This window comes from Verrucomicrobiota bacterium, assembly GCA_037139415.1.
Lineage (GTDB): Bacteria > Verrucomicrobiota > Verrucomicrobiia > Limisphaerales > Fontisphaeraceae > JBAXGN01.
This window is the reverse complement of sequence record JBAXGN010000329.1, coordinates 1-3769: the sequence shown is the minus strand read 5'-3', so window position 1 is coordinate 3769 and position 3769 is coordinate 1. Positions and strand designations below refer to the sequence as shown.

Sequence of the window (3769 nt, the reverse complement as noted above, 5' to 3'; positions counted from 1 at the left end):
TACTATCGGCTAAGGAAGCCATAGGGGATTTGGGATCTGTGCTGTTCTGATATTACTACTATTTAGATTCGAGGTCAGACGATAGTTTTTCTTCTTTTCCACAATACCTCCTTTTGAATTGATCCCGAAAAATTATGTCAGGCCGCAGCATCCAAGAAAAATCCTGCCACGATCCCCGCAGCGAATGCCATGGCAAATGGCCCCTGGAAACTGGCCACTTGATTGGCTCAACATGGCGTTAGGTGCCGTGAAAAATAACATTTTCATTCTGCCTCGGTCTTTGGGCGGCTGGCTTCGTTGCTCACTCGTTATCCCGACAGGTCGGGACGTGGATGCGCCTCGCTCGCGTCTCGCCAGCCGTCCAAAATCCTGCGCGCCTTTGTCTCATCTTGAAAGCTCATTGGAATAAGCCCTGATTTCAGGCGCAATCAGATTAACTTCCACCGGGCCTGACGCAGCACTGCGTGCGTGGAGTCTTTCGGCAGCTCGTACCAGACGGTGAGCAGCACTCCATCCGCCAGTTCCACTGTGGATGGATATCCCAAATCTCCGGACGCGCCATCACTGGAAATGGTCATCGGTTCGGACCACGATTGGCCATCATTCTCGCTCACTCGGGCCTGATTGCCAAACGGAACACGCCGATAACCGTAGGTCATCAACAACCGGCCATCCCGCAGGCGCATCAGAAACGAGGGCAGCCCCCAAACCCCAATGGCATGGGGAACCGACCAGGTTCTTCCGCCATCCGTCGACTCGCTTTGCAGTGTTTCCCCCGCCTCCATCTTGTTGTGGTTGCGGATATGCGCGATCAGACGTCCATCGCGGGTCTCAATGGCGTGCAACTCATGATATTGTTTGGGGTCATCGCCGGGGCGCGCGGGGATTTCCGCCAGCCATCGCCAGGTTTGCCCGTCGTCCGGCGACTCGCAAACGCCGATCCGCCTGGCAACGGTCCAGAGTTCTTTGCCCGCGTATAGCAGTCGGCCATCGGCGAGCTGAGTTGGCCCGTGCGGGCTGTTGACGATGGTGGGATAGCGCGCGGACCAGGTCACGCCGCCATCGGTTGAACGGATCATCCATTGGCCCAGTTCCGCCTGCCGTTGTTCCGCCGAAAGGCGTTGGTGAGCCGCCTGCCACTGCCGCAGTTTTTCCTCGGGCCAAGCGCCTTTTTCGCCGGGTTTCTTCTGGGCAGCTTTTTCGAGCATCCCGGCGTATGCGAGCGAGGTAAAGGTGGTTACCAGAATGCTCGCCTTGGCGGTTTCCACGACGCCCGAGTCGCGATCATCAATCGGGCCATCCAGCAACACTTGCGGCCAGCCCCAGGTTTCTCCCTGATCATGCGAGACCATGCACTCGACCCGGCCAAAGGGGCAGATATGCGCCGCTCGCCCGCCAGAGTAGCTCAACAAAAAATCGCCGTTGCGCCGCCGGGCCAGGGTGGGCCAGCCGAGATAATATTCCGGTTGTTGACTGATGATGCGGGTTTCCAGCACGGTGGCTTGCGGCGGCGCGGCGTGAAGCGTTTGCCGCAGGCCGATGACGGTGGCCCCGCCCACCAGCGCTGCGGTTTGCAGAAACCCGCGCCGACTCTGGCGAGAACAAGTTGTGTTCATAAAAGCTGCTGCTGATTGGTTTTAACGTTTTTCACCCAATGCCTTTAATTGGCGCAACGCGGTCAAATCTCCCAGGTCGGCGGCCTGGCGATACCACTTCAGTGCCTCCGCTTGATCCAGGACCACCCCTTCGCCGGTCTGGTACGCATACGCCAGGTTGCACATGGCACCGGCATTGCCCAACTCGGACGCCTTGCGAAACCAGTTCACGGCCTCGACGGGATTGCGGCTGACGCCATCCCCAGCTTGATAAACACACCCCAGGTTGTTCATGGAGCGGGTGTCGCCAAGGTCCGCCGCTTTGCGGAACCATTGGAGCGCCACCGCCATGTCTTTCGGCACACCGCGCCCCATGTAATAGAGAATGCCCAAGTTACCCATGGCATACACATTTCCCAGTTCCGCCGCCTTGCGATACAGTTTGAGTGCTTCGTTGTAGTCCTGTACCACCCCTTGTCCCTGTTCATAGGCAACGCCCAGATTGTACATGCCGCCCTCATGTCCGCGCTGTGCCGCCCGGCCAAACCATTTAACCGCCTCGAACGGATCGCGGATGACACTCTTGCCGTAGTAATAGGCGTTCCCCAGGTTATTCATGGCCGCCGCGTGTCCTAAGGCTGCGGCTTGCGCATACCATTTAACCGCCTCGTTGGCATCTTTTTCGACGCCCAGACCGAATTCGTAAACCCCACCCAGGTTAAACATCGCCAGCACGTTGCCCAACTCGGCGGCCTTGCGAAACCACCGGATGGCTTCCGCATCGTCCTTGGTCACACCATCGCCATGTTGATACGCAAGTCCAATGAGATTCATGGCGAACGCGTTGCCCAACGCCGCCGCCTCGCGGAACCACTTCAAGCCGGCGACGTCGTCATGGGGGACCTGGATGCCTGCACTATAAAGGTGGCCCAGCGATAGCATGGCATCCACATTGCCGGCTTGCGTCGCCTTGGTCAGCAGGGACAATCCTTCCACCGGATTATGCAGTGCGCCGATGCCTTGCAGATATGCCAAACCGAGTGCATTCATGGCCTCGGTATTATTCTTTTCGACGGCCTGACGAAACCACTTCACGGCCTCGACCGCATCCGGTTTTGTGCCTAAACCCTCCAGATACGCCCAGCCCAAATAACCCATCATGAACACCTCGCCATTCTCAGCGGCGGCCTTGATCTTGGGGAAGGCTTTCTTCAGCCAGAACTCCGGATCGGCAATTTCGCCGCTGGTAATCAGTCCCTCACGGGCCAGGCGTCCCACTTCCATCTGACAAAAGGGGTCTTCCGGTGTAAAGCCGTTGAACAGCCATTCCACTTGCGCTTTGAGCCCGCCGGTTTGGCTTGGCAACGCCTGGCAGAACCGAGCCATGCGTCCTTTGGCGGCGGCGTGCCCCGCCGTCGCTGCCAACTTATACCAGATCAGAGCCTGTTGGTAATCTACTTTCCCGTCCAGCCCGAGGAAATAATAATCGCCCAGTTGCAAGGCGGCATTCTTATCCCCGCTTTTGGCGGCAGCTTCGAGGCGGTTCAGGAGCGGCTGATGCTTCACCTCGGCTGGCGGCTCCATCGGCTCCTTTGGCGGAGGTTCTTTGACAATTGCCTTGGAGGGCAAATCCAGTGGCTCACGCGGCGGGGGATCTTGAATAACCATTTTGGCGGTGGGTGCGTTGGTTTTTTGGGAATTCTTTACCAGCGGTTTTGGTTCCGCTCCCCACCAATGCTTCACTGCCCATATTCCCAATGCGCTGAATAGCACCACGGCGGCCAAGAGCAGCGTGTTTTTAGTCCGGACACTGCGACTTCGTTTACGGTCAACCCAACCAAGGCTCACCGCCATTAAATTACTATCTTTAGGCGCGTTGGTTGTGGGCGTGACCACCGGAGTTGGCACGCATTCCTCGCTGTTTTTTACGGCCTTCGAGGTAAGGAGACCGACTTCGGAGATTGCGGATTGCGGATTGCGGATTGCGGATTCATCCGGCACCTTCGCAATTTCCAGAGCAGCGGTAATTGCCAGCGCAGGAGCCGGAATCGGTTCCGGGGCTGCGGAAGGCGATTCGTCGCAGATCGGGGTGGGTACAACGTCGGTTTGCCTTGTTACCTCGGCGACTATGGGGGCGGGTTCTTCCGGCACCGGGGTTTGAGGAACAGCGCTTT

2 protein-coding genes are annotated in these 3769 nt (G+C 58.0%); both read right to left on the bottom strand.

All coding sequences use genetic code 11. The annotated features are described in order from the left end of the window. Positions 1–428: 428 nt before the first annotated feature. Positions 429–1616, bottom strand: coding sequence for a sialidase family protein (locus WCO56_29245; GenBank protein ID MEI7733687.1), 1188 nt, complete (start codon positions 1614–1616; stop codon positions 429–431). 21 nt (positions 1617–1637) lie between these two features. Next, a partial coding sequence (locus tag WCO56_29240; GenBank protein ID MEI7733686.1) for an SEL1-like repeat protein occupies positions 1638–3769 on the bottom strand: 2132 nt, incomplete at its 5' end.

Bases quoted from the DNA above. Each gene is read 5' to 3' on its own strand.
- WCO56_29245 (MEI7733687.1), bottom strand. From the start codon at position 1,616: ATGAACACAACTTGTTCTCGCCAGAGTCGGCGCGGGTTTCTGCAAACC.